Origin of the sequence: Sphingomonas bisphenolicum, from assembly GCF_024349785.1 — a bacterium.
GTDB lineage: Bacteria > Pseudomonadota > Alphaproteobacteria > Sphingomonadales > Sphingomonadaceae > Sphingobium > Sphingobium bisphenolicum.
Map to the genome: position 1 here is coordinate 42313 of NZ_AP018817.1, position 24199 is coordinate 66511.

At 65.5% G+C, this 24199-nt stretch carries 27 protein-coding genes; 6 read left to right on the top strand and 21 right to left on the bottom strand.

Annotation, left to right across the window (positions count from 1 at the left end):
* Positions 1-447 (top strand): RidA family protein, encoded by a 447-nt coding sequence (locus SBA_RS00210; protein ID WP_261935490.1) that lies wholly within the window; start codon positions 1-3, stop codon positions 445-447.
* 121 nt (positions 448-568) lie between these two features.
* Here SBA_RS00210 and SBA_RS00215 read toward each other — a convergent pair whose 3' ends face one another.
* The 7 genes from SBA_RS00215 to SBA_RS00245 form a co-directional block, all read right to left on the bottom strand.
* On the bottom strand, positions 569-754 hold the full coding sequence (locus SBA_RS00215; RefSeq protein ID WP_261935491.1) for a Trm112 family protein: 186 nt from the start codon (positions 752-754) through the stop codon (positions 569-571).
* Positions 751-1365 carry an LON peptidase substrate-binding domain-containing protein gene (locus SBA_RS00220; protein WP_224549609.1) on the bottom strand — a complete coding sequence of 205 codons (615 nt, stop codon included), beginning with the start codon at positions 1363-1365 and terminating at the stop codon, positions 751-753. Before SBA_RS00220 ends, SBA_RS00215 begins: the two co-directional genes overlap by 4 nt.
* Before the next feature lie 5 nt (positions 1366-1370).
* Complete coding sequence (locus SBA_RS00225; RefSeq protein ID WP_261935492.1) at positions 1371-2282, bottom strand: tetratricopeptide repeat protein; 912 nt, start codon at positions 2280-2282, stop codon at positions 1371-1373.
* A gap of 100 nt (positions 2283-2382) precedes the next feature.
* Positions 2383-3231 (bottom strand): MipA/OmpV family protein, encoded by an 849-nt coding sequence (locus tag SBA_RS00230; protein ID WP_261935493.1) that lies wholly within the window; start codon positions 3229-3231, stop codon positions 2383-2385.
* A 74-nt stretch (positions 3232-3305) separates the two neighbouring features.
* A complete protein-coding gene (locus SBA_RS00235) occupies positions 3306-3659 on the bottom strand; it encodes a DUF2141 domain-containing protein (protein WP_261936646.1) in 354 nt (117 codons plus the stop codon).
* Positions 3660-3745: 86 nt separating this feature from the next.
* Positions 3746-4510: a sterol desaturase family protein gene (locus tag SBA_RS00240; protein WP_261935494.1), complete on the bottom strand. Its 765-nt coding sequence runs from the start codon at positions 4508-4510 to the stop codon at positions 3746-3748.
* Between the two features lie 176 nt (positions 4511-4686).
* Entirely contained in the window at positions 4687-5577 is an 891-nt protein-coding gene (locus SBA_RS00245) for a prephenate dehydratase (RefSeq protein ID WP_224549601.1), read from the bottom strand.
* A 185-nt stretch (positions 5578-5762) separates the two neighbouring features.
* Between SBA_RS00245 and SBA_RS00250 the strand changes: the two genes are divergently transcribed.
* Positions 5763-6392 (top strand): c-type cytochrome, encoded by a 630-nt coding sequence (locus SBA_RS00250; RefSeq protein WP_261935495.1) that lies wholly within the window; start codon positions 5763-5765, stop codon positions 6390-6392.
* A gap of 169 nt (positions 6393-6561) precedes the next feature.
* Here the strand turns inward: SBA_RS00250 and SBA_RS00255 are convergent, their stop codons facing one another.
* Together SBA_RS00255 and SBA_RS00260 are read right to left on the bottom strand one after the other, a co-directional pair.
* Positions 6562-7293, bottom strand: coding sequence for a DUF695 domain-containing protein (locus SBA_RS00255; RefSeq protein ID WP_261935496.1), 732 nt, complete (start codon positions 7291-7293; stop codon positions 6562-6564).
* A gap of 145 nt (positions 7294-7438) precedes the next feature.
* Complete coding sequence (locus SBA_RS00260) at positions 7439-8755, bottom strand: hemolysin family protein (protein WP_261935497.1); 1317 nt, start codon at positions 8753-8755, stop codon at positions 7439-7441.
* Positions 8756-8908: 153 nt separating this feature from the next.
* On the opposite strand from SBA_RS00260, the gene SBA_RS00265 reads away from it, so the two are divergent.
* Positions 8909-9589 carry an OmpA family protein gene (locus SBA_RS00265; RefSeq protein WP_261935498.1) on the top strand — a complete coding sequence of 227 codons (681 nt, stop codon included), beginning with the start codon at positions 8909-8911 and terminating at the stop codon, positions 9587-9589.
* A gap of 59 nt (positions 9590-9648) precedes the next feature.
* Here the strand turns inward: SBA_RS00265 and SBA_RS00270 are convergent, their stop codons facing one another.
* The 12 genes from SBA_RS00270 to SBA_RS00325 form a co-directional block, all read right to left on the bottom strand.
* A complete protein-coding gene (locus tag SBA_RS00270; RefSeq protein ID WP_224549591.1) occupies positions 9649-10269 on the bottom strand; it encodes a MarC family protein in 621 nt (206 codons plus the stop codon).
* Positions 10266-10934 (bottom strand): YybH family protein, encoded by a 669-nt coding sequence (locus SBA_RS00275; RefSeq protein WP_261935499.1) that lies wholly within the window; start codon positions 10932-10934, stop codon positions 10266-10268. The genes SBA_RS00270 and SBA_RS00275 overlap by 4 nt, the downstream gene beginning before the upstream one ends.
* Positions 10931-11824: a bifunctional methylenetetrahydrofolate dehydrogenase/methenyltetrahydrofolate cyclohydrolase FolD gene (gene folD, locus SBA_RS00280; RefSeq protein ID WP_224549587.1), complete on the bottom strand. Its 894-nt coding sequence runs from the start codon at positions 11822-11824 to the stop codon at positions 10931-10933. Before folD ends, SBA_RS00275 begins: the two co-directional genes overlap by 4 nt.
* Positions 11821-12162 (bottom strand): DUF167 family protein, encoded by a 342-nt coding sequence (locus SBA_RS00285; protein WP_449325374.1) that lies wholly within the window; start codon positions 12160-12162, stop codon positions 11821-11823. Before SBA_RS00285 ends, folD begins: the two co-directional genes overlap by 4 nt.
* On the bottom strand, positions 12159-12473 hold the full coding sequence (locus SBA_RS00290) for a YggT family protein (RefSeq protein WP_224549585.1): 315 nt from the start codon (positions 12471-12473) through the stop codon (positions 12159-12161). Before SBA_RS00290 ends, SBA_RS00285 begins: the two co-directional genes overlap by 4 nt.
* Positions 12474-12739: 266 nt before the next feature.
* Positions 12740-13306: a DUF1993 domain-containing protein gene (locus SBA_RS00295; RefSeq protein WP_261935501.1), complete on the bottom strand. Its 567-nt coding sequence runs from the start codon at positions 13304-13306 to the stop codon at positions 12740-12742.
* A 10-nt stretch (positions 13307-13316) separates the two neighbouring features.
* Entirely contained in the window at positions 13317-14234 is a 918-nt protein-coding gene (gene argB / locus SBA_RS00300) for an acetylglutamate kinase (protein WP_066605722.1), read from the bottom strand.
* Positions 14235-14537: 303 nt separating this feature from the next.
* The gene (locus tag SBA_RS00305) at positions 14538-15212 is read right to left on the bottom strand and encodes a queuosine precursor transporter (protein ID WP_261935502.1); all 675 of its coding nucleotides are present in this window, start codon (positions 15210-15212) and stop codon (positions 14538-14540) included.
* A 135-nt stretch (positions 15213-15347) separates the two neighbouring features.
* Entirely contained in the window at positions 15348-16865 is a 1518-nt protein-coding gene (locus tag SBA_RS00310) for a Ppx/GppA family phosphatase (protein WP_261935503.1), read from the bottom strand.
* Complete coding sequence (locus tag SBA_RS00315) at positions 16865-19003, bottom strand: RNA degradosome polyphosphate kinase (RefSeq protein ID WP_261935504.1); 2139 nt, start codon at positions 19001-19003, stop codon at positions 16865-16867. The genes SBA_RS00310 and SBA_RS00315 overlap by 1 nt, the downstream gene beginning before the upstream one ends.
* 3 nt (positions 19004-19006) lie before the next feature.
* Positions 19007-19645, bottom strand: a complete 639-nt coding sequence (locus tag SBA_RS00320; RefSeq protein ID WP_261935505.1) for a P-loop NTPase family protein — start codon at positions 19643-19645, stop codon at positions 19007-19009.
* Positions 19642-20907 (bottom strand): heavy-metal-associated domain-containing protein, encoded by a 1266-nt coding sequence (locus SBA_RS00325; protein WP_224550239.1) that lies wholly within the window; start codon positions 20905-20907, stop codon positions 19642-19644. The genes SBA_RS00320 and SBA_RS00325 overlap by 4 nt, the downstream gene beginning before the upstream one ends.
* Positions 20908-21040: 133 nt before the next feature.
* Between SBA_RS00325 and purM the strand changes: the two genes are divergently transcribed.
* Genes purM through SBA_RS00340 form a run of 3 tightly spaced genes read left to right on the top strand, consistent with a single transcriptional unit; the run spans position 21041 to position 24109 of the window.
* On the top strand, positions 21041-22135 hold the full coding sequence (gene purM, locus SBA_RS00330) for a phosphoribosylformylglycinamidine cyclo-ligase (protein WP_261935506.1): 1095 nt from the start codon (positions 21041-21043) through the stop codon (positions 22133-22135).
* A gap of 51 nt (positions 22136-22186) precedes the next feature.
* Positions 22187-23137 (top strand): phosphoribosylglycinamide formyltransferase, encoded by a 951-nt coding sequence (purN, locus tag SBA_RS00335; protein WP_261935507.1) that lies wholly within the window; start codon positions 22187-22189, stop codon positions 23135-23137.
* Positions 23138-23179: 42 nt separating this feature from the next.
* Positions 23180-24109: an ABC transporter ATP-binding protein gene (locus SBA_RS00340; protein WP_224550236.1), complete on the top strand. Its 930-nt coding sequence runs from the start codon at positions 23180-23182 to the stop codon at positions 24107-24109.
* The last annotated feature ends 90 nt before the right edge of the window (positions 24110-24199 follow it).

Below are 24199 nucleotides of genomic sequence, written 5' to 3' on the forward strand. Positions count from 1 at the left end.
ATGAAGCGCCTTCTCGCCACCGCCCTGCTGCTGGCCGCCGCACCCGCCTTCGCCCAACCCGCGCTGGCCCAGCCCGCCGCCGCGCCGCAAGCCCTGCCCGCCAAGCTCCCCTTTTCGCCGTCGATCCGGGTCGGCGACCTCCTCTTCATGTCCGGCCAGATCGGTCAGGTGCCCGAAGGCATGGACAAGCATAAGGAAGGCTTCGACGCCGCGGTGAAGGGGGCGATGGATTCGATCGGCAAGATATTGGCGAGCAACGGCCTGGATTTCGGCCATGTCGTCAAATGCACGGTCATGCTGGACGACATGGCCGACTGGCCGCGCTTCAACGCCGCCTATCTCCCCTATTTCGAAGGCAAACGCCTTCCCACCCGCAGCGCCTTCGGCGCCGACGGCCTGGCGCTGGGCGCCCCGCTCGAAGTGGAATGCATCGCCGCGTTCACATGAGGGAGAGCGGAATTGGCTGACTTAGAATATGTTGCGGAACGTTTGCTTTTCCCAACCGTCATGCCAGCCTGCGCTGGGATGACGACCGTGGGTGGTCGACCATGGCAGAAACCCGCCATTTTCAGATCGCCACAGCCTCCCGCACCACCAGCACAGGCACGCCATCGCGCACTGGAAAGGCCAGCCCCGCCGCCTCGGACACCAACGCGCCGCGCGCGCCATCCCAGCGCAGCGGCGTGCGCGTCACGGGACAAACCAGCTTGTCCAGCAGCCATGGATCGATGGGGGCGATCTCATGCCCAATCATTGCATCGTGGCCCCGCCGTCGCGCTCGATCCGGCCGACGATCTGCATCAGCTGGATGATCCGTTCCGACCGTTCGGACAGCGTGTCGGCTTCCAGCAGGGTCTGCTTGGCCGCCGGGTCGAACGGCACGATCTGGGCGATGCCGTTGACCAGCGCCGTATCGTCCAGCCGCGACACCGCGGTCCAGTCCACCACATAGCCCAGCGCATCGGCGAAACGCCGTGATTCCTGTTCCAGCGCCGCCCGCTCCGCCATGTGCAGCACCTCATCCTCCTGCGGCGCCTGCTCGACATCGGCCTCGATCTGGCGAAACTGGGTCGGGACCTGCAATTCGCGCACCAATCGGAACCGCGCCAAGCCCGTCAGCACGATATTGAACCGCCCATCTTCCAGCGCCTCGATCTGGCTGACATGGCCCAGGCACCCCATATCGAACAAGGGCGGTACGGCGCCGGCCCCGCGCGGCTGGATCATGCCGATCCGCCGGTCGCGCGCCATCGCGTCATGGATCAGCGCGCGATAGCGCGGCTCGAAAATATGCAGCGGCAGGTCCATCCCCGGCAGCAGCAGCGCGCCGGACAAGGGAAAGATGGAGACGCGTGCCAGTGGCATGACGGTTAAGAAAACAGGATCTGGGACAGCTTGCGCCGCTGCGCCGACACCCACGGATCTTCCAGGCCCACCGCATCGAAAATGGTCAGCAACTGCGCCCGCGCCGCGCCGTCGTTCCACGCCCGGTCGCGCCGCACGATCTCCAGCAGCGCGTCGGCCGCGCCATCGCGATCGCCATTGGCCATCAGCCCGCCGGCCAGTTCGAACCGCGCGTCATGATCGTCGGGATCGGCCTCCACTCTCGCCTGCACGCTCGACAGGTCGGCGACCGGCTTCACGTCTCGCGCCAGCGCGATCGCCGCGCGCGCCTGACCGATCGCGACATTTCTGGCGACATCGGCCGGCAGCGCATCCAGCACCGCTTCCGCCTCGTCCAGCCGCCCCAGCGCCACCAGCGCCCGCGCCAGACCGGACGCCACCTCGACATTGTCGGGCGCCATCTCGGCGATCTGGCCGAACACCGACAAGGCGCGCTCCGCATCGCCCGCCGCCAGCACCTCCTCGCCCATGGCGATCAGCGGCGCGATTTCCTGCAACTGCGCCTTCTCATCCGATTCGATCGGCAATTGTGACAGCAACTGGTCGAGATATTGCTTGAGCTGCCCTTCGGTCCGCGCCTGCGTCAGGTCAGCGACCGGCTGGCCCTGGAACACGGCATAGACGGTCGGGATCGATTGCACGCGAAACTGGCTCGCGATGAAGCCATTCTCATCGACATTGACCTTGACCAGCTTGACGCCCTTGGCCGCATAGTCGGCGCAGACCTTCTCGATCACCGGGGCCAGTTGCTTGCACGGGCCGCACCATTCGGCCCAGAAATCGACGATCACCAACTGCGTGCGCGAAGGCTCCACCACATCCTGGCGAAACGCCTCCACGGCCGCCTTGTCGGCCTCGCTCAATCCCAGGGTCGCCACGCTTCTATTCTCCTGTCCATGCGGTCATGCGCCGCCGTCATACCGTGCCTTATGTGGGGCGTCACCCCTCACGGACAAGACGGGCGGCGATTGGACAGAATCAGAAAGTATAACCCACGCCGATCGCGCCGACCCACTGGTTGCGCGATCCCGCGTCCGCCACGATCGGCGAATCCCCATATTTGCCCAACACCCGCGCATAACCGGCCAGGCCGAACACCGCCCAGCCCTTGCGCAGGTCGCCCGACAGCGACTTGCCGGCTGTCAGGTTGACGCTCATCCGCTTGAAGCCCGACCCGCGCCCGGCCCGGTCATAGACATCCAGCCCACTCGCCAGGCTCTCCTGCGGCGTGATGTCGAAATAATAACGGCCATATTTCTTGCCGACATAGTCCGCCGACGCGCTCAGACCAACGAAGGTCGTCATCGACAATGGCGTGAAATATTCGATCGTGGGCGTGATGACGGTGCTGCCATGGGCGCCCGCCACGTCCTTGGTCACCGCCACGCGCGCCGACAGATTGTCATAATCGCTGGTGATGACCCCGGTCTTGCCGATGCCGACGAAGCCGCCGACCTCCACCGCCACGTCGCGCTTGCCCAGCAGCCGCACGGCATCGTCCTTGATGCCCTTGCGGCTGGTGCGGTCCAGCCGGACATTGACGACCGGGCCAAGCTCGAAATTTACGCCGGTGCCGGTGGGATCGGGGATGGCGTCGACATAGAGCGTCGTCCCGCGGGTCCAGAAGGCGAAGTCATGCACCTTGCCGCGCGCCTGCACGATCGGCATCACGCGATAGTCGTCCGACCCTTCATAGCTGGGGATCGCCGCGCCGCCCACGCCGATGGTCAGGCTGCTATGCTGTTCCTCATCCTGCGCCATCGCGGGCGCGCAAAGGGGCAGGACCGCGACGAGAGTCGCGGCCAGTCGGCTGCGGAAAATATGCATGATGACCCTATTCGTGAAGGTGCGTCTGGGCCTAAGAATGTTTTGAGGCGGTTACAGGTTCCCACCCCGGCTTTTCACAGGAAATATTTGAGCCGGATCGCCTGCTCCACCGGCGCGCCCGCGACCGGGAACCCGGCCGAGCGAAAGCTCGGCGCGCCGAAGCGCAGCACCGGATTGCGCGAAAAGCCCACGCCCTCGCGCGGGATGCCGGCAAAGGTATCCAGCTTGCCATTGCCATTTTCGTCATGGACGATGGCGATCGCATAATCGCCCGGCGCGACCAGGCCGAGCGGGATCGCGCCGCTCCGCGCCGCTACGGCGAAATGGCGCTTGTCCGGATCTTTGGTGCAATCGGGAAAATGGTCGGCCGACCGGGTGACGCACACCAATATCTGCCCCCTGGTGGATCGCAGGCCCTCCAGCACCATGCCGAGCGCCTGCGGCTGACCCGCAGGTGCCGCCGCCGTCAGGCCCGCCACCAGCGCCAGCCCCAGCCCCAGCCCTCGCAAAAGCCTCACGCATCCACCTTCTTGAACTCGCCCAACTCCCGAAAATCCTCCACCCCCCGGAAATCTCCCAACCCCTTGTCGGTGCCGCACACACGGTCCCAGACCCGGAAATACAGCCCGTAGTTGCAATTATACTGGTCGTGATGCCGCTGATGATGGGTCGCGGTGATCAGCCACCCGCCCATCGGCCCGCGCACCATCCAGCGCGGGAACATCTCCCACCCCATATGATTGCTCACGCCCATGATCGTCATGATCGTCAGCACGCATCCCAGCGCACCGACATGAATGGGGATCAGGAACACCAGAGCCGGGATCACAACCGCCCCGGTCAGCGCCTCCCAGGGATGGAAGCTCATCGCCGCCCAGGCGGTCGGCGGCCGACTGGCATGATGCACCGCATGGGCGATGCGGAACAGCCGCGGCCGGTGCATCCAGCGATGCGTCCAGTAGAACCATGTGTCGTGCGCCGCGAGACAGAGCAGCACCGACAGCGGCAGCCACCACAGCGGAAAGTCGCCGACATCGCTATAGATGCGCGTCCAGCCCCGTTCCTGCCAGCCCCAGGCGACCACGCCGGCGGGCACGCCATAGATCAGCGCGGACGCCAGCGACCAGCCGATCTCCCGCCGCATCTGCCGCTCCAGCCCCTGGTAAAGTCCCGGCTGGCGAATCCGCGTCGCCAGTGCGAACCCGCCGCTCGCCAGCAGGTAACGCACGCCGACGATCGCGCTCATCGCCAGGGCGGACAGAAGGATGGCTGCGACCATGGGGAGCGCTATAGGCGCGATCTCGCTCCTGCGAAAGCGCCGACGCGAAACTGGCGGCAAAGACTGCGAACGACCAGCTGACACGCTCCCCCTCCCGCTAGCGGGAGGAGAATGGCAGGAAAATAACCATCTCAGCCGTCACCCTAGCCCGAAACAGGCCCACGCCCGTGCGCGCCTCAGGTCCGCGGCCGCGCCTGCCGATAACTCCCCAACTGCCGCACCCACTTGGTGTGGAACTCCAGCTCCGCCAAAGCCCGATCCACCGCCGGGTCGCCCGGCATCCCCTCGATATCGCAGAAAAATTCGGTCGCGGCGAAACTGGCTCCGCGCTGGTAGCTTTCCAGCTTGGTCATATTGACCCCGTTGGTCGCAAAGCCGCCCATCGCCTTGTAGAGGGCGGCGGGCACATTCTTCACCTCGAACAGAAATGTCGTCATCACCGGCCCGACATTGGCGACCGGCATCTTGGCCTCCTGCGCCAGCACCAGGAAGCGCGTCATATTGTCGTCGCTATCCTCGATATTCTCGGCGATCAGGCGCAGGCCGTACAATTCCGCCGCCAGATAGGGCGCGATCGCCCCTTCGCCGGGCGTGCGCGTTTCCGCCACCAGCGCCGCCGCGCCGGCCGTATCGGCATAGGCGACCGGCTGAATGCCTCGCTCCCGCAGATAATGGCGGCATTGGCCGAGCGCCTGGGGATGGCTGATCGCGCTCTTCACCGGGCTGTCGTCCGGCGCCATCAGGCAATGACGGATGCGCAGGAAATATTCGTCGATCACCGCCAGCCCCGATTCGGGCAGCAGGAAATGCATGTCCGCCACGCGCCCGTGCAGGCTGTTTTCGATCGGAATGATCGCCCGCGCCGCCTGTCCATTGCGCACCGCATCGATCGCATCCTCGAACGCGAAACAGGGCAAAGGTACGCAATCGGGCGCATAGCCGAGCGCCGCCAGATGCGAATTGGCGCCGGGCGCGCCCTGATAGGCGACGGCGCGCGCCGGGTCGGCCGCGGCCTTTTGCGCGAGTTGCGCGACGATCGCGCGGGCGGGGGCGGGATAATTTTCCATGACTGGCTGCGCGCTTAGGGTTTCACCCGCCCCCACGCAAGCATCCGCGCGGCGTCCGCGCACGCGAAGGGCGATTTACCGTGCCAACCCGGCTTGCATGGTGGCGTGTCCGCCATTATGGCAGCGCACAAGAGGGGGCGCGGAAGACAGCCGCCAGAACAGAAACGCAAGGGAAATCGAGCGAAATGGGCGATCGTTTCAACACCGTGGCGGGCTGGGCTTTGTTTGCGGGGATCATCGCGCTGGGCGGCGCGATCGTCAGCTCCAAATATTTCCATGACGAACGGCCCGAAAAGATGGGCTATGCGATCGAAGGCGTCGAAGCCGAGGGCGAAGGCGGCGGCGACACCGGCCCCGGCCTCAACACGCTGCTCGCCAGCGCGGACGTCGCGGCCGGTGAGAAGGTGTTCGCCAAATGCGCCGCCTGCCACACCGTGAACCAGGGCGGCGCCAACGGCATCGGTCCCAATCTCTACGCCACGGTCGGCGAAGCGATCGGCCAGGGCAAGGGCGGCTTCGCCTTCTCCGACGCGCTCAAGAGCAAGGGCGGCGAATGGAGCTTCGACAATCTCGATCACTGGCTGAAAAGCCCGCGTGAATTCGCGCCCGGCACCAAGATGACCTTTGCGGGCCTGGGCAATCCGGCCGATCGCGCCAACCTGATCGCCTGGCTCAACACGCAGGGTTCCAACCTGCCGCTGCCCGCAGCCGACGCCGCGCCTGCCACCGCGGAAGGCGCAAACGCCGCCGAAGCGGGCAACGCCGCCAATGCGACGGAAGCCCCCGCAGCGAACGCGGCCAACGCCAGCGAGTAAGCGGCGCCAGAGAGCAAAGGACAAAGGGCGCGGCATCGATTGCCGCGCCCTTTGTCCTTTGTGCTAATTGCGTCCGCAGCGAAAGCGACCTTGGCGGGTAAGATGATGGCCGACTTGGGGTGGAGAGCGGAATGTCTGCTTTACGCCAGAAATCGACAATAGCGGACGGTCAGTTGACGATGGTGCAGCCCCATCCGTCATACTCACCGCCAATATCCCGCGCCGCTCTGAATAGATCGATCGTCACCTCATCAATTTGATCTGGTCGATCTGTCATATCGAACGTAATTTGAAATTCGCCGCTTGCAGCATCAGTCTTTCGAACGATAGCATATCCCTTCGCGACGAGATGTTCGGCAAAGATGTTCCTATCCTCTTGCGAACCAAATACAGCAAAATGATCAATCGTTCGGGGTTCTTCTATGCGATCGCCCTGTTCCAACAAGCGATCGACAACATCCCGGTTTCCTATGCGTTGAAAATCCTCTGGTGAGGGATAAAGAAAGCGCCAATACGTTGACCACTGTTCATCTGGTCGATGGCCAGTCTGATATTCATACAAAGGCCATTTTTTCATGGCTTTTGTGAGAAAATCTTCGATCGAGTGGTTTTGCGTGTAGAAGTAAAAATCCCGATTTCCGCTTGACGTATTCCGCCCGACATAGAGGTGTTTCCCGGCGCGCTCTGCTGCTTCTGCTACGTCTTTCTCCAAAGAAATCAGACTGTCGTATTCGTCCTGACTGGATAACCCATCCGGCCGGGGATTGTTCATCCTGACGCGTGAATACGCCATAATCGGGAAATCAGCGATGTGTGTTTCTTTCGTGACCCCGAGATCGACAAAGATCGAAGCTGGCTCATCATCGACAAGGAGGGCGTAGAAATTCCAGTTGTCGGACATCTGCATACCTCGCAGGGGTTGATTAAGAATGGTGACCTGCGACCCACATTTACATGGCGGCTTTGAGGATAAGCAATTGCTTATGCTGCTGACCTAAAATGGTCGACAGCTGTCATGCTTCGTCGCTTGGCCAAAGGGCAGCCCCCTACCGCTCCGCCACCAGCAGCTTGTCGATCTTGCGCCCGTCCATATCGACGATCTCGAAACGCCATCCCTGGTCGTCGATGAAGTCCCCGACCTCCGGCAACCGCTTGAGCAGCCACAGCGCATGGCCCGCCACCGTCGCATAGTCGCGGTCCTCCGACAGGTCGATGCCGATCCGTTCGGCCAGCTGGTCGATCGGCATCTGCCCCGACACCAGCAGGCTGCCATCCTCGCGCTCGACCATGTCCGGCTCGTCATAGGCGTCGCGGTCCGACGCGAAATGGCCGGCGATCGCCGACAGCAGGTCAGCCGGGGTTACGATCCCCTCGAAATGGCCATATTCGTCATGGACCATCACCATCGGCACGTCGGACCGGCGCAGCACTTCCAGCGCGTCCATCGCATCGACCTGGTCCGGCACCACCTCCGCCCGGCGCATCAGCGCGCCGACATTGAGCGCCTCGCCGCGAAACAGCGCGGTCATGATGTCGCGCGCCTGGACGATGCCGATAATATCTTCCACCGACCCGCGGCCTACCGGCAGGCGGGTATGCGGCGTTTCCAGCAGGCGACTGCGAATCGTCGCATCGTCGGCGGCGATGTCGATCCAGTCGACGTCCATCCGCTGGGTCATCACCTCGCGCACCGGCCGGTCGGCCAGCCGCACGACGCCCGAAATGATCGCCCGCTCGCTTTCCTCGATCACGCCGGACTTGCTCGCCTCCGCGACGATCAGGTGCAATTCCTCGGCGGTGACGTGGTTCTCCGATTCGCGGTCCAGCCGCAGCAGCTTGAAGATCAGGCTGCTCGACCCGTCCAGCACCCATACGATCGGCGCGGTGATCTTCGACAGCCACAGCATCGGCGTCGCCACCAGCACCGCGATCGGCTCGGGCGCGCGCAGCGCGAACTGCTTGGGCACCAGCTCGCCCACGATCAGCGAGGCATAGGTGGTCAGGCCGATCACCAGCGCGAAACCCGCATTTTCCGCCAGGTTGGGCGACAGGCCCAGCAACTGCAACCGCTCGCCGGTCGGCCCGCCCAGGCTGGCGCCCGAATAGGCGCCCGCGATGATGCCGATCAGGGTGATGCCGATCTGCACGGTGGACAGGAACTTGCCGGGATCGCTGGCCAGCGCCAGCGCCGTCGTCGCCCCCTTGCGCCCCGCCTTCTCCAGCCCCTGCAGCCGCGGCTTGCGCGCGGACACGATGGCCAGTTCGGACATGGCGAAGACACCATTCAGGGCGACGAGCGCCAGGATGATGACGAGATCGGCCCAGGGAAAGGGCGTCGGATTATGGAGGGGGATCGTGGCCATGGTGGTCAACTACCTCCTATAACCGCTAATCTTTCAATTTCACAACATCCCCCTCATTATCGGTTCAGTTCGCATGTGGAACAAACGGCATGTTCGGCCATTATGAGGGGCAGTCGCTCCTACAGGCGCGAAAAAGGACAAGGGAACAGGATCATGAGGATTTCTCACCGCATCATCGGCGCCGCAGGGCTGGCCGCCATGCTCGCCACCACGGCCTGCACGACGGACCCGACCACGGGCCAGCGCAGCATTTCGAAGGCGGCGATCGGCGGCATCGGCGGCGCGCTGGGCGGCTATCTGCTCGGCGATCTGGTCGGCGGCCGCAACGACCGCACCGAAAAGATCCTGGGCGCGGGCATCGGCGCGGTCGCGGGCGCGGGCATCGGCGCCTATATGGACGCCCAGGAACGCAAGCTGCGCGAAGAAACCGCCGGCAGCGGCGTGGACGTGATTCGCGACGGCGACAATCTGCTGCTGCGTATGCCGTCGGGCATCACCTTCGCCTATAACAAGGCGGACGTGCAGCCGCAGTTCCAGCCGACGCTGAACGACGTCGCCTCGGTCCTGTCGCAATATCCCAAGACCTATATCGACGTGTACGGCCATACCGACAGCGACGGCGCCGACGCCTACAACCAGACCCTGTCCGAACGCCGCGCCCAGTCGGTCGCCAGCTATCTGGTGAGCAAGGGCGTGCAGTCGGCCCGCATCGGCACCCGCGGCTTCGGCGAAACCCAGCCGATCGCCTCCAACGCCACCGAAGAAGGCAAGGCGTCCAACCGCCGCGTCGAAATCAAGATCGCGCCGGTCACCGAAGCCGACGTGAAGGGCTAACCAATCTATCGTCATCCCAGCGAAAGCTGGGATGACGGCATATCAGAGGATCGGGCGCCTCAAAAACTCGCCTTCAACCCGTCGATCACGAACTGCGCCGCCAGTGCGGCGAGCAGCACGCCCAGCAGCCGCGTAATCACTGCCTCGATCTTGCGCCCCAGCAGCGCCATCAGCGGCCCGGCGGCGATCAGCGCGCCCAGCATCAGCGCCAGCGTCAGCACCACGGCGCCCAGCACCACCCCGCGCTCCGCCATGCCATTGGCCCGCGACATCAGCAGCATGACGGTCGCGATCGATCCCGGCCCGGCGATCATCGGCATCGCCATCGGGAATACCGACACATCCTCGACATGCGGCTCTTCGGTCGTGATCTTGTTCGCCCGGTCCTCGCGCCGCTGGGTCCGCTTTTCGAACACCATGTCCATCGCGATCATGAACAGCATGATGCCGCCCGCGATGCGGAAACTGTCGAGCGCGATGCCCAGCACGCCCAGCAGCTGCTTGCCCCACAGGGCGAAGACCAGCAGGATCGCCGCCGCGATGCCGACCGCCCGGATCGCCATCGCCCGGCGCTGCGCCGCATTGGCCCCGCTGGTCAGGCTGGCATAGATGGGTGCGCAGCCCGGCGGATCGATGACGACGAACAACGTCACGAAGGCGGAAATGAAAAGCTCGATCATGATCCCGCCTTTACCCTGTCGTCGATCACCGTCTCATAGGCCGCGCCGGTCCACATCCGCACCGTCACCTGCCGGCTGCCGTCGGTCGCGACGTCCGCGGTCCAGATCAGGCTCTCGTCGGGCGGTGGCGGCAATTCCCCCTTCTTGCCCGATGGCGGAGGCGGCGGCATGGCGCCCTGCGGCCCGCGCCTGCAGGTCGCGACCTTGCCGCTCAGAAACTCCGGCGTCGCACGCGCGGTGGCCAGCGTGTCGCCATGGTCCATGATCCATTGCCAGCGCCCCTTCCGGTCGCGCCGCCAGATCGTGGTATAATAGCCGACCGACCCGTCCGGCCGCGTCCAATTGCCCGTGCTGGCGGCCAGATTGCCGTCGCACGATACATAGACGACTGACGTCGACCAGCGAACCGAGGCGGCCGGATTGGCCTGTTTCTTCAGCCAGTCCTTCGCCATCACCTTCTGCGGCACGAACATCACGGCATCGTCGGCAGCCGTCTCGGCAAAGGCGATCCATTGCCCCTTGCTCTGCGCCAGCCGGTTGAAGGCGATCTCCGCCGCGATCACGCTGCTCGGATCGGGCTGGAAGCGTGGCGGCGGCTTGGCAGCGCTTGGGGTAGCGACCAGGGCGGCCGCGCCTAACGCCAGCAGCGCCAGCCGCGCCGTCACAGACCCGCCGGCTTGGCCAGCCCGGCGCGGGCATGGGCCGCGACCAGCGTGTTGCGCAGCAGCACGGCGATAGTCATCGGCCCGACGCCGCCCGGCACCGGCGTAATGGCGCGGACATGGGCGAGCGCCTCGGCGGTGGCGACGTCGCCGACGATCCGGCTCTTGCCATCCTCGGTATCCGCCACGCGGTTGATGCCCACGTCGATCACCGTTGCACCGGGCTTGATCCACTCGCCCTTCACCATCTCGGCGCGCCCCACGGCGGCCACGACGATGTCGGCGCGATGCACCACGCTCGCCAGGTCGCGGGTGCGGCTATGCGCGATCGTCACGGTGCAGCTTTCCGCCAGCAGCAGCGCCGCCATCGGCTTGCCCACGATGTTGGACCGGCCCACGACCACGGCTTCCAGTCCCGACAGGTCGCCCAGCTCGTCCTTCAGCAGCATGATACAGCCCAGCGGCGTGCAGGGCACCAGGGCCTCCTGCCCCGTCGCCAGCTTGCCCGAATTGACCACGTGAAAGCCGTCCACATCTTTGGCCGGGTCGATCGCGCCGATCACGGCGGCCTCGTCGATATGCCCCGGCAGCGGCAATTGGACCAGAATGCCATCGACCCGCTCGTCATGGTTCAGTTCTTCGATCAGGTCGAGCAGATCCTCCTCGCCGATGCTGTCGGGCCGCTTGAATTCGAAGCTTTCCATGCCCGCCGCGACCGTCATCTTGCCCTTGGACCGGACATAGACGCTGCTGGCCGGGTCTTCGCCCACCAGAACCACCGCAAGCCCCGGCTTGCGCCCGGTCGCCTCGACGAAGCCCGCCACGCCTTCGCCCACCGTGTCGCGCAGGGTGGCGGCGAACGCCTTGCCGTCGATGATCTTGCCGATGGTCATGTCTGTCCTACCCATGTTTCGATAAGCGCGGTCAGGCGCGCCGACGCGCGGCCGCCGCCGATGATGCGCAGCCGCTTTAGCCGGTTGGTGTCGCCCGATTCCAGCAAAATCGCGCTGCGCGGCCAATCCAGCCCTTTCGCCAGCAGCGCGATCAGCGCCGCATTGGCCCGGCCCTTTTCCGGCACGGCGCGGACCCGCGCGGACAGCCAGCGCGCATTGCGCTCATCGATCCAGCCACCGCCTATATCCTCTTTCGCCGCACCCGGCGTCAGCCGGACGGCGATCAACAGGTCGTCGCCCGCTACGATCCAGACGGGGGGCGGACAGACAGGATTCAGGCCGCGGCCCGCATCAGCGCCGCGAACAGATTCTCGCGCACCGGCCCCTGCAATATGATGACCGCCAGCAACACCACCATCGGCGACAGGTCCAGCGCGCCCAGATCGGGCAGCACCTTGCGCACCGGGCGATAGAGCGGCTCGGTCATCCGGTCGAGCGCATAGAGGCCGTTGCGGACATATTCGTTCGACGTATTGATGACGTTGAACGCGATCAGCCAGCTCAGCACCGCCTGCACGATGATGATCCACCAGACCGCTTCCAGCACGATATAGACGATGCCGTTCAGGGCGTTGAGAAGTTCGAACAAGCTACCGGCCTTCCATGCTGCGCTGCCGCGAATGTGATGGCATATCTAGCGGCGGGGACACCCCGCCACAAGGACCGGCCGACGCTTATTCTGCCAACGACAGCCAGTGTGGTGGATTTGAAATACGCCACATTGTAGCGGCTTGGTCTGGAGCGTATTCCAAATCCCTAAACCACACTGGAATCAAATATTTGCTAGTGGCCCTGATGAATCTGAAGTTCGCTCAGACCTTGCCAGATAATGTGACGAACTTCAGATTCGGGCCACTAGCCCGCCGGCATCGTCCCCGGCCGGATATGGCCGAACATATGCGCGACATAGTCCCCCTTGCCCAGCGCCACGCCCTGCGCCCGCAGGATCGCGTAAGCGGTCATCAGGTGGAAATAAAATTGGGACAACGCCCAATCCCGCGCATATTGCTCCGCGGTCAGGTCCAATATCATGCCGTTGGGCAGCGCATGGGCGATCGCCGTCCCCGCGGCCCCGTCCAGCGCATCGACCGACAGGCTTTGCAGCAGGGCGAGCGCCTCGCCGATCCGCGCCTTCGCGTCGGCGATCGAACCGGGCCGCTCGCCCGCTTCGCGCCCTTCGTTCAGCAATCCGTCCAGCCCGGCGGGGAACGCCTCGCCCTGCAACCGATAGACCGCCTCATGCGCCTGCACGCAGGCGAAGCGGATCTGCGTCGCCAGCGGATACATGTCGGGCGCCAACCGCGCCGACAGCAAGGCCTCCGCCTCGGCGGCGGGCAATTGCGCCTGCGCCTTGTCCAGCCAGCCCGACAAAGTGCCCAGCATCTGACTAAAGGTCGGGACGATCAACGAAGTCAGCGTCATCAGCCGTTCCTTATTTCCGCACCAGCGTACCGGCGCCCTGGTCGGTGAAGATTTCCAGCAGCATCGCGTGCGGCACCCGTCCGTCCAGGATGACCGCGGCGTCCACCCCGCCCTCGACCGCGCGGACGCAGGTTTCCAGCTTCGGGATCATGCCCCCGCTGATCGTGCCGTCCTGCTGCAACACGGCGATCGCCGCCGGGTCGAGGTCGCTCAGCAACTGCCCCTGCTTGTCCAGCACGCCCGCGACATCGGTCAGCAGGAAGAAGCGCGACGCCTTGAGTTCCGCCGCGATCGCCCCGGCCATCGTGTCGGCGTTCACATTATAGGTATGACCATCGGTGCCGATACCCACCGGCGCGACGACAGGGATGATGCCCGCCTGCGCCAGCGTGTCCAGGATGCGCCGGTCCACCGACACCGGATCGCCGACGAAGCCCAGATCGACATTGCGCTCGATCCCCGAATTGGGATCCGCCTCGCGCCGGCCGCCGACCTTCTCGCACAGGACCAGCCCGCCATCCTTGCCCGAAATGCCCACCGCACGGCCGCCCGCCCCGGCGATCCAGCCGACGATTTCCTTGTTGATCGATCCGGCCAGCACCATCTCGGCGATCTTGGCCGTCTCCGCGTCGGTCACGCGCAACCCGCCGATAAACTGCGATTCGACGCCCAGTTTCTTCAACATCGCGCCGATCTGCGGCCCGCCGCCATGGACGACGACGACATTGATGCCCACCGCCTTCATCAGCACGACATCCTCGGCGAAATCGCGCGCCGCTTCGGGATCGCCCATGGCATGGCCGCCATATTTCACGACGAAGGTCTTGCCCGCATAGCGCTGCATATAGGGCAGCGCCTCGACCAGGGTTTCGGCCTTCGCCAGGAGCGCGGGATCGGGAGCGTGCTTGCTGTTCATGCGCGGGCGCATAAGGCCATATGCCGCCCGCCGCAAGGTTTGCGCACACCCCGCCGTGCACCTGCAAAGGCGGGAGTCCGGTCCAGGCGCTGAAGAGGGATGACTCTACATTGGCCCGTTCGCTTCGAGCGAAGTCGAGAAGCCGGTAGCGCCACGCCCACGTTTCTCGACTTCGCGCGAAACGAACGGAACAAGTTGGATCGACCTATCGCCAGCAGGCTCCACCCGTCGCCGAATCATACGCGCCATGGTCGAACAATTAGTTCGCCAACTAACGAGAATCGCGAATGCGCCACAGCTGTTGCACTCGCCGTCTCAGCGACGATCCAGCCGCCGCCCCAGCGCGACCAGCAGATAGATGACGGGCGGCACCAATATCGCCGACAGCAGCACCTTGGCCAGCATCTGGCCCAGCAGCAATTCGCCGATCGGAAATACGCCGTAAAAGGCGATCGTCACGAACAGCAGCGTGTCGACGATCTGCGACAGGATGCTGGCGACCGCCGCCCGCAGCCACAGCAGCCGCGCACCCTCCCGCCCCTTGAGCAGCGCGAACAGCGTGACGTTGAGCGTCTGCGAAATGCCATAGGCGATGATCCCGCCCAGCCAGATGCGCGGCGTGCCGCCCATCATCATGGCGAAGGCTTCGGCCCTTTTGGGGTCCATGTCGCCCGCCGCCGGCGCGGCCAGCACGACGATCGACAGCAGGATCGACGCGATCAGCGGCAGGAAGCCGATCTGCACCAGCCGGTTGGCGACCGCCCGGCCATGCAGTTCCGCCACCGCGCTGGAAATCGTGACCAGCAGCAGGAAGGCGAAGATCCCCGCCTCCACCGCCAGCGGCCCCAGCCCGACCATCGGCCCGATCCCCGCCAACGGCCCCAGCGCCACCTGCTTGTTGCCCAGCACCCCGGCAATGCAGACCATACCGCCATAGAAGATCGAGAATCCGAAGAGCGAACGGCTGATGGGCGCGGAAGATGCAGTCATCGGCCGCCCTTACCGGCAATTACGCAGTGGGGGAAGAGTCACAAGCGGCGCTCCTTCACCTTCTTCCCGTGGGGGAGAAGGATACGCAGCCTTGCCGCGTAGCGGCTAGGCGAAGTTGGAAGAGGGGTGGGCACCCTACCCCGCGAACAAGCGATATTTGACCCCCATCGCCTGCGCCAGGTTGCGCAGGCGGCGCTCGACCGTCTCGCCATAGAGGTCGGCGTCCTCGTCGCGCAGTTGCAAATCGATCTGCCCCTCCGTCCGGCTGAGTTGCGACACGGCCAGCGGCCCTTCGACCCCGCCCGACAGGCGCTGGGCCAGACGGATGGCCAGCCCCCACAGGGCCGCGCGACGCAATTCTTCGGGCTTCGCCAGCCGCTCCACGCCCGGCGGACAGCCCATGCCGCCGCCGAAATGGCTGTGCAGCGCCTGCGCCAGCATCGCCCTTTCCGGTGCGGTGATCCCCACCCAATTGCTGTGCAGCGCGATCTCCACGCCGCGCTCGGCCCGGAAATCGGGATTGGCGCGCCAGCCGACATCGGCCAGCAGGCAGGCAGCCCGGCGGATGCGGCGGGCGGCGGCATCGTCGTCGGCGAACAGCGGTGCGATCCACTTGTCGATCCGGTCGCCATGGCCGCGAAAACGCGACTGCGCCTCCCCTTCCGCCTCGGCCGCAACCAGCAGCGGGTCGTGCGCCCGGATATCCTCCGGCAGATCCTCATAGAGCAGCCCTTCGCGCAGGCCATAGGCCGACACCACCAGCCGGCTCGACTTCAACTGCCGCACCACGACCGACAGCAGGGCCGCGGCATCGGGCAGCGTCGGCACGCGCGATCCCGTCATCGCCGGAATCTGCTTCAACCGCGTCCGATCGACATGGCTGACGATCCGGGTCAGTTGCTCGGCCCGCGCGGCGGTCATCTCATATTGATGGACGACGGGCAGCGGAAAGCTGGTCAACTGCATGTCGAACCGCGCCAGCGCGCGCCACGACCCGCCGACCAGATAGAAGGGCAGGTCCGGTTCCGGCGTCCATCCCGCCTTCTCCAGCATCTTGACCACCTGCCGCTCCAGAATCCGCGACCCCTTGGCCCGAATCTGCGGCAGACGCAGCACCCCAAGCGGCAGCGAGATCGTCTGCTCCACCGCCCCGCCCCTGATGCGCGCCAGCTCCAGGCTGCCCCCCCCCAAGTCGCCGACGATGCCGTCGGCATGGGGAATGCCCGACAACACGCCCATCGCCGCGCCGATCGCCTCCTGCGCGCCGGTCAGCAATTCGACGGTCAGGCCCATATCCTTCGCGCGGGCGATGAACGCGGCCCCGTTGGTCGCATCCCGCACCGCCGCGGTGGCGACGCAGCGTATCTCGGTCACCTTCATCGCGCGGCATAGATGGGCGAAACGGCCCACGGCGCGCAGGCCGCGGTCCATCGCCTCCGGCTCGATCGCCCCCGTCTTCGCCAGCGACGCGCCCAGCCCCGCCATCACCTTTTCATTGAACAGGATGAAGGGGATGCGCCGCGGCCCGTCATACACCACCAGGCGCACGCTGTTCGACCCGATGTCGATGATCGCGGTCCGGGCATGGGCCGGCTCGGGCGACGTCGCCATGCTTTCGGCGACGGCGCGAACGCGGCTGAGCATCGAATTCATCAGGCGCGCCCGCTCAGGCGCAATGTCGGCACCGCCTCATTGTCCAGCGCCGCGCCGCGCCCGGACAGCGACGGGTTGGTCATGAAATATCGATGCAGGTTGAATGGCCTGTCGCCCGGTTCCAGCCGCGTATAATGGCCCTCGTTGTCCAGCGACCAGCTCTGTTCGGTGTCGATCAGGTTGGCGACCATCACCTGGTCCAATATCTGGTCATGCACGGTCGGATTCTCGATCGGCGCCATGAACTCGACCCGCCGGTCGAAATTGCGCTGCATCCAGTCGGCCGAACTGATGAAGACCTTCGCGCCATTATTGGGCAGCGCCTTGCCGTTGCCGAACACGGCGATGCGGCTATGCTCCAGGAAACGGCCGACGATCGACTTCACCCGGATATTGTCCGACATGCCCGGCACCCCAGGCCGCAGGCAGCATATGCCCCGCACGATCAGGTCGATCTGGACCCCCGCATTGCTCGCCGCATAGAGTTTCTCGATCATCGCCGGATCGACCAGACTGTTCATCTTGGCCCAGATGGTGCCGGGCCGCCCGGCGCGGGCATGATCGATTTCCGCGTCGATCAGGCGGCACAGCGTGTCGCGCAGGTCGCGCGGCGACATGACCAGCTTTTCCAGCCGCTCCGGCTCGACATAGCCGGTGATATAGTTGAACAGCGCCGCTGCGTCCCGGCTATAGGCCGGATCGGCGGTGAAGAAGCTGAGGTCCGTATAGATGCGTGCCGTGATCGGGTGATAATTGCCCGTGCCGAAATGGCAGTAGCTGCGGAACTGCTCGCCCTCGCGCCGGATCACCATCGAAATCTTGGCGTGGGTCTTCCAGTCGATGAAGCCATAGACCACCTGCACGCCCGCGCGCTCCAGCGCGTCGGCCCACATCAGATTCTGTTCCTCGTCGAACCGCGCCTTCAACTCGACCACGGCGGTTACCGACTTGCCCGCCTCCGCCGCGTCGATCAGCGCGCGGATGATCGCCGACTGCTTGCCCGCGCGATACAGCGTCTGCTTGATCGCCACCACATCCGGGTCGACCGCCGCCTGTTTCAGGAAGGATACGACGACGTCGAACGCCTCATAGGGATGGTGGACGACGATGTCCTTGGCCCGGATCGCGGCAAAACAGTCGCCGCCATATTCGCGGATACGCTCGGGAAAGCGCGGCGCATAAGGCTCGAACTTCAAATCGGGCCGGTCGGCGTCGACGATGCCGGACAGGTCGCCGATGCCGACGAACCCCTCCACCTCAACCACCACCGCTTCATGGCCCTGGAGCATGTCCTGCAACATCTCCTCGACCGGTTCGGGGATGCGCTCCTCAATCTCCATGCGGATCACCCGACCGCGCCGACGCCGCTTGATCGCGCTGCGGAAATGGCGGACCAGATCCTCGGCCTCTTCCTCGATCTCGATGTCGCTGTCGCGGATGATGCGGAACACGCCGCTGTTGCGGACGCGATAGCCGGGGAACAGGTCGGCCGAAAAACGCCGGATCACCGCCTCCAGCGCCATATAGCGCGCCGGATCGCCGGGAATCCGCACGAACCGAGTCAGCGTCGGCGGGATCATCACCAGCTCGCGAATCGGCTGTTTGTCCGACAGCCGTTCCAGATCGAAGATGATCGACAGCCCCTGATTGGGGATGAAGGGGAAGGGATGGGCCGGATCCAGCGCCTGCGGCGTCAGGATCGGAAAGATCTGCGTCAGGAAATGCTCGCGCAGCCATTGGCCGCAGGCCGCGTCCATCTCGCTCGCCGGGCCGATGACCTCGATGCCCACCTGCGCCAGTTCGTCATGGACCGCCCCCCACACCTTCTGCTGCGCGACCATCAGCCGCGTGCTTTCCTCGGTCAGCGCCGCGAGCTGCTGCGCCGGTGTCAGCCCGTCGGCGGAGCGCAGGTCGACATCCTGCAATTGCTGGCCCTTCAGCCCCGCGACCCGGACGGAGAAGAATTCGTCCATGTTCGCGCCGGATATGGACAGGAAGCGCAACCGCTCCAGCAGCGGATGGGCGCGGTTCATCGCCTCTTCCAGCACCCGCTGGTTGAACGCCAGCCAGGACAGCTCGCGATTGAAATAGCGGTCGCTGGGCAGCGCCAGGCTGGCGGAGGGATCGGCTTCGGCCACGGATTACTCGCGTTGCTGAGGAGGGGGATCGGGCGGGACTATAGGCAGAAAGCCTGCGGCTTGCAGAGCCTCTTTCGCCATTGCGACAGAAATCTTGCGTCCAGATGACAGTGCGGCGCGATCAAGCAACTGCGTTACCGCCGCGAGTCCGCCATAGCTGCGCTCGACCCGGCGCAGCAGCCAGTCGGGCAGGTCGGCGGCATAGCCCGCCCCGGCGGTGTCGAACGCCCGCTCGATCAGCGCGCGGGCCAGCGCCTCGTCCGGCTCCAATATCGCGACATGGGGCGCCGCGGCCAGCCGCGATCGCAGATCGGGCAGCGCCACGGTCCAGCTTGCCGGCGGCGCCAGCCCCACCATCAGCAACGGCCGCCGCTCGGTCTGCGCCGCGTTCCAGGCGTGGAACAGCCCATGTTCGTCCTGTCCCTGCGCGTCGTCGATGATCTCGCCGCCGCTCATCTGCGCGAAATGGCGCGCCAACGTGGACCGGCCGGACCGCGGCGGGCCGGTCAGCACGCTCACCGACAGCGGCCATTCGCGCCACCGTTCCAGATGCGCGACGGCCTGGGCGTTGGCGTCGCTGACCAGAAAGTCGCCATCACCCGCGCCACCATGCCATTCGAAGGGCAGGCTGATCTGGGTCATTGCGGGGGCGGGGACGCCTGTCGCCGCGTAATCCGCAGCGTCGTGCCGGACACCGCGACGCTATAGCCGCGCGCCTGCAACCCTGCGCGCAGCATGTCGACCGTTCCGTCGAAGCTGACCTGCATCACCGACGTCCCGCCCAGCGCCAGGCTGCTTGTATTGGCGGTGCGCACGCCGGGGATCGACCGCACCGTCGATTCGCCGGCGCCGATCGACCCGACGTCAGGCGTGTCGAACTGAATCGAAAAGCTCGTGCCGCTGGACGCCACGCTCGGCAGTTCCACCGCCTCGACCGGCGCCTCGACCGCATTCTCGATTTCCAGCGCGGCCGGATCGACCGGCTCCTCGATGATGAGCGACGGGTCAGGCCGCAGGCGGCCGTCGTTGAGCGCCCGGATATAGAGTTCGTCGATCCGCCGTGCGCCCTCGTCCATCATCTTGGGCAAGCCGCTGTCGTTGGACGCGCGCAGCGTCACGCTGCCGATCAGGCTGTTGTCGGGGCCGTAGCGCGCGGTGAAGGTGCCGGTCACCGGCCCGCCGGGATAGGCCCGGTCGAGCCGCGCGATCGGGATCACCACATCGGCGGCGCCATATTGGTCGAGCAGCACGCGCCACCACAAGCGCCCGCGCCGCCCGGTCTGGCCAGCGTTCAGCAGTATGGGATCGGCGATCGATCCGGCCACCCGGACATAGTCGATCGCGCTGTCGCCGGTGCGGTATCGCGCCCAGGCCTTCTGCCATTCGTTGGTGCGTTCATAGGATACGGCCGATCCGCCGTCCCACAGCACCGGGATCACCAGCAGCGGCGGCGATCGCATCACATTGCCCGACACGCCCAGCACCGCGCCCGTCCGCGCGCGGTCGAACAAGATGCCCAGCGTCGCGACATAGCGGGTCGGCCCGGCCTGCTCATAATCGATCTCGATGCCGGAGATCATCGCCTCAAGCTGCGAATCGGACAAAGCCGGCGCGCCGCCACCGCCATGGGTGCGGGTCCACAGCATCCGCCACGCCTGTCGCTGCGCCATGCGCCAGCCGGCATAGCGGGCGCTGTCGGCATCCTTGGCGAACACGTCCACCTTGACCCCGCGCACCTCGAAATCGCCGCCGCTGGCGATCGGCGGCACGCCGCGCTCGCCTTCCATCTGCGCGAACAGGGCCGCTGCGGCCAGGCCCAATGCGATGGCGATCGCAATCTGGACGGGCCGCGAGAGCAGGCGCAACAGGGCTGCGGGGCGGGAAATGGTCTGGCTCAGGCTCACGCGCGCCCTTTTGGCGACAATTGCCCGCCATGCCAAGCGGCAACGCGAGACTTATCCCCACCTCCATGCCAGAAGATATGCCCTTTACATCGAAGGTTCCGTTTTCCGCGCCTTTGCTCTAGGGGCCGGAACTATGAGCGAGAACGAATCCTACAGCTACGCCAAGGCCGGCGTCGACATCGCCGCGGGCAACGCCCTTGTCCGCGCCATCGCCCCCCTGGCCAAGGCCACCCGCCGCCCCGGCGCCGACGCCGAACTGGGCGGCTTCGGCGGCTTTTTCGATCTCAAGGCTGCGGGCTATGACGATCCCCTGCTGGTCGCCGCCAATGACGGCGTGGGCACCAAGCTGAAGCTCGCGATCGACCATGACCGCCATGACGGCGTCGGCATCGACCTGGTCGCCATGTGCGCCAACGACCTGATCGTGCAGGGCGCCGAGCCCCTGTTCTTCCTTGACTATTACGCCACCGGCAAGCTGGAGAGCGGCGTCGCCGAGCGCGTTATCGCCGGCATCGCGCAGGGGTGCCGCATGGCCGGCTGCGCGCTGATCGGCGGCGAAACCGCCGAAATGCCGGGCATGTACGGTCCGGGCGACTATGATCTCGCCGGCTTCTGCGTCGGCGCGGTCGAACGCGCCAAGGCGCTGACCGGCAACAAGGTGACGGCCGGCGACGTCCTGATCGGCCTCGCCTCTTCCGGCGTCCACTCCAACGGCTTCTCGCTGGTCCGCCGCCTCGCCTCCGACAAGGGCTGGCGGCTGGATCGCCCGGCGATCTTTGATCAGGACATATTGCTGATCGACGCGCTGATGGCGCCGACGAAAATCTATGTGAAGAGCCTGCTGCCGCTGGTCCGCGCCGGCATGATCCACGCCCTCGCCCATATCACCGGCGGCGGCCTGCTCGAAAATATCCCTCGCGTCCTGCCCGATGGCTGCCACGCCACGGTCGACGCCGACGCCTGGGAACAGCCGCGCCTGATGGCCTTCCTCCAGGCGCAGGGCCATATCGAGCCGGAAGAAATGGCGCGCACCTTCAACTGCGGCGTCGGCATGGTGCTGGCCGTGGACGAAGCCCATGTCGCCGCCGTCACCAAGGCGCTGGAGGATGCAGGCGAAACCGTCTTCCGCATCGGCGCGGTGAACGAAGGCGAAAAGGGCTGCACCGTCAAGGGCAGCACGGAAACCTGGAGCGCCAAGGCCGACTGGTCGGCGACGCATCTGGGCTGATCTAATAATCCCCCTCCCTTCAGGGAGGGGTTAGGGGAGGGCATGTCGGATATGCACAAAGCAAAAGTCGGCGTCCTGATTTCCGGCCGCGGCTCCAACATGGCGGCCCTGCTCTATGCCGCCAAGGCGCCCGACTGCCCCTATGAGATCGTCCTGGTCGCCGCCAACGATCCGCAAGCCCCCGGCCTGACCCTCGCCGCCGCAGAGGGCATCCCCACCTTCGGCCAGAGCCACAAAGGCCTCAAACGCGCCGAATTCGACCAGATCATCGACGCGCAACTTCGCGCGGCGGGCGTCCATTATGTCGCGCTCGCCGGTTACATGCGCCTCCTGTCCCCCGCGTTCGTCGCTGGCTGGGACAACCGGATGCTCAACATCCACCCCAGCCTGCTGCCCAAATATAAGGGCCTCGACACCCACCGACGCGCGATCGACGCAGGCGACAGCCATGCCGGCTGCTCGGTCCATATCGTCACGGCCGAACTGGACGACGGCCCAGTGCTGGGCCAGACACCGGTGGCGATCCTGCCCGGCGACACGCAAGACAGCCTCGCCGCCCGCATCCTCATCGCGGAGCATCAGCTCTACTCCCGCACCCTTGCCGACTTCGTCACCCGCGAACGCCAGCCCGACTGGCTGCTGGGCAAGGTGCGCGAAGCCGCGCTCGCCCTGCCGCAGGCGGACGAGATCGTCTCGCACGGCATGCCCTGTTTCGGCGTCGTGAAGGGCAAGAAGTTCGCCTATTTCACCCGCGACCATCATGGCGACGGAATCATCGCCGTGCTGGTGAAGACCACCGCGCCGGAAGAACAGGCGACGCTGATGGAAGCCGACCCGGAACGCTATTACCGCCCCGCCTATTTCGGCACCGAATGGGTCGGCATCCGCCTCGACCTGGGCGACACCGACTGGGATCATATCGCCGAACGCCTCCGCGCAAGCTGGCGCCAGATCGCACCGAAGAAGCTGCTGGGCCTGATGGATATCGCGGACGAGTTTTGATCCTCTTCCTTTTGCCGGCTTCGATCCCCATAGAGTTGAGCCATGACCGACAGCCCTGCCCCCGCCGCCATCCAGATCCGCAACCTCACCAAAGTCTATAAGGGCGGCAAGCGCGCACTCGACGGGATCGACCTGTCCATCCCGCGCGGACAGATTTACGGCCTGCTCGGCCCCAATGGCGCGGGCAAGTCGACCACGATCAATATTCTGGCCGGCATGGTGAACAAGACGGCGGGCGACGTCAGCATCTGGGGCTTCGACATCGACGCGCACCCGCGCAATGCGAAGAACAGCATCGGCATCGTGCCGCAGGAGATCGTCTTCGACCCCTTCTTCACCCCGTTCGAAACGCTGGAAAATCAGGCCGGCTTCTACGGCGTGCCCAAGGACCGCCGCCGCACGATGGAATTGCTGCGCGCGGTGCATCTGGACGACAAGGCCCATGCCTATGCCCGCACGCTGTCGGGCGGCATGAAGCGCCGCCTGCTGGTGGCCAAGGCGATGGTGCATAGCCCGCCGATCCTGGTGCTGGACGAGCCGACCGCGGGCGTGGACGTGCAATTGCGCCAGCAACTGTGGGCCTATGTCCGCGAATTGAACGCGCTGGGCGTGACGATCGTGCTGACCACCCATTATCTGGAAGAAGCCGAGCAATTGTGCGACCGCATCGGCATCATCAACCATGGCAAGGTCATCACCGACAAGCCGACCCGCGAGCTGATCGCCATGGCGCAGGAAAAGGTGGTGCAGGTGACGGTCGACCGCGACCTGACCGCCGCGCCGCAGGCCCCCTGTTTCGAAAAGGTCGAACTGTCGGGCGACCGCACCCTGACCATCACCTATATGAAGGACCGCGCCAATGCCGGCCAGGTGCTGAGCGCGGTGCAGGCCAGCGGCCTCGCCATCGTCGACGTGGTCACGCGCGACCCGGACCTGGAGGATGTCTTCCTCAACCTGACGGCGGCCGCTTAGAAACTTTCTCCGTTCGGGCCGAGCTTGTCGAAGCCCTCGCCTGAGCGTAGCGAAGGCAAAACCTCACTCCGTTCGGTCGAACCCTTCGGC

Coding starts and splice junctions, on each gene's coding strand:
- SBA_RS00265 (WP_261935498.1), top strand. CDS start 8,909: ATGAGGATTTCTCACCGCATCATCGGCGCCGCAGGGCTGGCCGCCATG.
- SBA_RS00215 (WP_261935491.1), bottom strand. CDS start 754: ATGATTGGGCATGAGATCGCCCCCATCGATCCATGGCTGCTGGACAAG.
- SBA_RS00295 (WP_261935501.1), bottom strand. CDS start 13,306: ATGACGCTGACTTCGTTGATCGTCCCGACCTTTAGTCAGATGCTGGGC.
- SBA_RS00270 (WP_224549591.1), bottom strand. CDS start 10,269: ATGATCGAGCTTTTCATTTCCGCCTTCGTGACGTTGTTCGTCGTCATC.
- SBA_RS00235 (WP_261936646.1), bottom strand. CDS start 3,659: ATGGTGCTGGAGGGCCTGCGATCCACCAGGGGGCAGATATTGGTGTGC.
- SBA_RS00230 (WP_261935493.1), bottom strand. CDS start 3,231: ATGCATATTTTCCGCAGCCGACTGGCCGCGACTCTCGTCGCGGTCCTG.
- SBA_RS00260 (WP_261935497.1), bottom strand. CDS start 8,755: ATGGCCACGATCCCCCTCCATAATCCGACGCCCTTTCCCTGGGCCGAT.
- purN (WP_261935507.1), top strand. CDS start 22,187: ATGCACAAAGCAAAAGTCGGCGTCCTGATTTCCGGCCGCGGCTCCAAC.
- SBA_RS00320 (WP_261935505.1), bottom strand. CDS start 19,645: ATGACCCAGATCAGCCTGCCCTTCGAATGGCATGGTGGCGCGGGTGAT.
- SBA_RS00240 (WP_261935494.1), bottom strand. CDS start 4,510: ATGGTCGCAGCCATCCTTCTGTCCGCCCTGGCGATGAGCGCGATCGTC.
- folD (WP_224549587.1), bottom strand. CDS start 11,824: ATGACCATCGGCAAGATCATCGACGGCAAGGCGTTCGCCGCCACCCTG.
- argB (WP_066605722.1), bottom strand. CDS start 14,234: ATGCGCCCGCGCATGAACAGCAAGCACGCTCCCGATCCCGCGCTCCTG.
- SBA_RS00245 (WP_224549601.1), bottom strand. CDS start 5,577: ATGGAAAATTATCCCGCCCCCGCCCGCGCGATCGTCGCGCAACTCGCG.
- SBA_RS00310 (WP_261935503.1), bottom strand. CDS start 16,865: ATGAATTCGATGCTCAGCCGCGTTCGCGCCGTCGCCGAAAGCATGGCG.
- SBA_RS00305 (WP_261935502.1), bottom strand. CDS start 15,212: ATGACTGCATCTTCCGCGCCCATCAGCCGTTCGCTCTTCGGATTCTCG.
- purM (WP_261935506.1), top strand. CDS start 21,041: ATGAGCGAGAACGAATCCTACAGCTACGCCAAGGCCGGCGTCGACATC.
- SBA_RS00340 (WP_224550236.1), top strand. CDS start 23,180: ATGACCGACAGCCCTGCCCCCGCCGCCATCCAGATCCGCAACCTCACC.
- SBA_RS00255 (WP_261935496.1), bottom strand. CDS start 7,293: ATGTCCGACAACTGGAATTTCTACGCCCTCCTTGTCGATGATGAGCCA.
- SBA_RS00210 (WP_261935490.1), top strand. CDS start 1: ATGAAGCGCCTTCTCGCCACCGCCCTGCTGCTGGCCGCCGCACCCGCC.
- SBA_RS00220 (WP_224549609.1), bottom strand. CDS start 1,365: ATGCCACTGGCACGCGTCTCCATCTTTCCCTTGTCCGGCGCGCTGCTG.
- SBA_RS00250 (WP_261935495.1), top strand. CDS start 5,763: ATGGGCGATCGTTTCAACACCGTGGCGGGCTGGGCTTTGTTTGCGGGG.